1 rRNA gene is annotated in these 3,146 nt (G+C 51.7%); it reads left to right on the plus strand.

The annotated features are described in order from the left end of the window. Window positions 1-147: 147 nt before the first annotated feature. Window positions 148-3,056, plus strand: a 23S ribosomal RNA gene (locus BEI65_RS25905). The last annotated feature ends 90 nt before the right edge of the window (window positions 3,057-3,146 follow it).

Consider the following 3,146-nt stretch of genomic DNA (forward strand, 5'->3'; position numbering starts at 1 on the left):
TTGCTCTTTAACAATCTGGAACAAGCTGAAAATTGAAACATGACAGCTGAAACTTACTCCTCCGTAGAAGTACTGGAGTAAGGATTAACCTGTCATAGAGTCTCTCAAATGTAGCAGCACGAAGGTGGAAACACTTTTGGGTTGTGAGGTTAAGTGACTAAGCGTACACGGTGGATGCCTAGGCAGTCAGAGGCGATGAAGGGCGTGTTAATCTGCGATAAGCGTCGGTAAGGTGATATAAACCGTTACAACCGGCGATACCCGAATGGGGAAACCCAGTGCAATTCGTTGCACTATCATACGATGAATACATAGTCGTATGAGGCGAACCGGGGGAACTGAAACATCTAAGTACCCCGAGGAAAAGAAATCAACCGAGATTCCCCCAGTAGCGGCGAGCGAACGGGGAGGAGCCCAGAACCTGAATCAGTTCTTGTGTTAGTGGAAGCGTCTGGAAAGTCGCACAGTAAAGGGTGATAGTCCCGTACACTAAAATGCATTAATTGTGAGTTCGATGAGTAGGGCGGGACACGTGACATCCTGTCTGAATATGGGGGGACCATCCTCCAAGGCTAAATACTCCTGACTGACCGATAGTGAACCAGTACCGTGAGGGAAAGGCGAAAAGAACCCCGGCGAGGGGAGTGAAATAGAACCTGAAACCGTGTACGTACAAGCAGTGGGAGCCTACTAGTTGGGTGACTGCGTACCTTTTGTATAATGGGTCAGCGACTTATATTTTGTAGCAAGGTTAACCGTATAGGGGAGCCGTAGGGAAACCGAGTCTTAACTGGGCGAATAGTTGCAAGGTATAGACCCGAAACCCGGTGATCTAGCCATGGGCAGGTTGAAGGTTGGGTAACACTAACTGGAGGACCGAACCGACTAATGTTGAAAAATTAGCGGATGACTTGTGGCTGGGGGTGAAAGGCCAATCAAACCGGGAGATAGCTGGTTCTCCCCGAAAGCTATTTAGGTAGCGCCTCGTGAACTCATCTTCGGGGGTAGAGCACTGTTTCGGCTAGGGGGCCATCCCGGCTTACCAAACCGATGCAAACTCCGAATACCGAAGAATGTTATCACGGGAGACACACGGCGGGTGCTAACGTCCGTCGTGAAGAGGGAAACAACCCAGACCGCCAGCTAAGGTCCCAAAGTCATGGTTAAGTGGGAAACGATGTGGGAAGGCATAGACAGCCAGGATGTTGGCTTAGAAGCAGCCATCATTTAAAGAAAGCGTAATAGCTCACTGGTCGAGTCGGCCTGCGCGGAAGATGTAACGGGGCTAAACCATGCACCGAAGCTGCGGCAGCGACGCTTAGGCGTTGTTGGGTAGGGGAGCGTTCTGTAAGCCGTTGAAGGTGGCCTGTGAGGGTTGCTGGAGGTATCAGAAGTGCGAATGCTGACATAAGTAACGATAAAGCGGGTGAAAAACCCGCTCGCCGGAAGACCAAGGGTTCCTGTCCAACGTTAATCGGGGCAGGGTGAGTCGACCCCTAAGGCGAGGCCGAAAGGCGTAGTCGATGGGAAACAGGTTAATATTCCTGTACTCGGTGTTACTGCGAAGGGGGGACGGAGAAGGCTAGGCTAGCCGGGCGACGGTTGTCCCGGTTTAAGCGTGTAGGGGGAGTGACTTGGTAAATCCGGTTACTTATCTAACCCTGAGGCGTGATGACGATGCACTACGGTGCAGAAGTAGTTGATGCCAAGCTTCCAGGAAAAGCCTCTAAGCATCAGGTAACATCAAATCGTACCCCAAACCGACACAGGTGGTCAGGTAGAGAATACCAAGGCGCTTGAGAGAACTCGGGTGAAGGAACTAGGCAAAATGGTGCCGTAACTTCGGGAGAAGGCACGCTGGCGCGTAGGTGAAGAGACTTGCTCTCGGAGCTGAAGCCAGTCGCAGATACCAGCTGGCTGCAACTGTTTAATAAAAACACAGCACTGTGCAAACACGAAAGTGGACGTATACGGTGTGACGCCTGCCCGGTGCTGGAAGGTTAATTGATGGGGTCAGCCGCAAGGCGAAGCTCTTGATCGAAGCCCCAGTAAACGGCGGCCGTAACTATAACGGTCCTAAGGTAGCGAAATTCCTTGTCGGGTAAGTTCCGACCTGCACGAATGGCGTAATGATGGCCAGGCTGTCTCCACCCGAGACTCAGTGAAATTGAACTCGCTGTGAAGATGCAGTGTACCCGCGGCAAGACGGAAAGACCCCGTGAACCTTTACTATAGCTTGACACTGAACATTGAGCCTTGATGTGTAGGATAGGTGGGAGGCTTTGAAGCGTGGACGCCAGTCTGCGTGGAGCCAACCTTGAAATACCACCCTTTAATGTTTGATGTTCTAACTCGGCCCCGTAATCCGGGGTGAGGACAGTGTCTGGTGGGTAGTTTGACTGGGGCGGTCTCCTCCCAAAGAGTAACGGAGGAGCACGAAGGTTAGCTAATCACGGTCGGACATCGTGAGGTTAGTGCAAAGGCATAAGCTAGCTTGACTGCGAGAGTGACGGCTCGAGCAGGTACGAAAGTAGGTCTTAGTGATCCGGTGGTTCTGAATGGAAGGGCCATCGCTCAACGGATAAAAGGTACTCCGGGGATAACAGGCTGATACCGCCCAAGAGTTCATATCGACGGCGGTGTTTGGCACCTCGATGTCGGCTCATCACATCCTGGGGCTGAAGTAGGTCCCAAGGGTATGGCTGTTCGCCATTTAAAGTGGTACGCGAGCTGGGTTTAGAACGTCGTGAGACAGTTCGGTCCCTATCTGCCGTGGGCGTTGGAAGATTGAGAGGGGTTGCTCCTAGTACGAGAGGACCGGAGTGAACGCACCACTGGTGTTCGGGTTGTCATGCCAATGGCATTGCCCGGTAGCTAAGTGCGGAAAAGATAAGCGCTGAAAGCATCTAAGCGCGAAACTTGCCTCGAGATGAGTCTTCCCTGGGGACTTGATCCCCCTGAAGGAACGTTTAAGACTAAGACGTTGATAGGCTGGGTGTGTAAGTGCAGCGATGCATTGAGCTAACCAGTACTAATGATCCGTGAGACTTAACCTTACAACACCAAAAGTGTTTTGATTTGAGAGTAGATTTTCAGCGAATGTTCCGAGATTGGTTCTGATGGCTACGTGAGTGGCGGTTGGAATG

The organism is Serratia sp. BW106 (genome assembly GCF_002607755.1).
GTDB classification, from domain to species: Bacteria; Pseudomonadota; Gammaproteobacteria; order Enterobacterales; family Enterobacteriaceae; genus Serratia; species Serratia proteamaculans.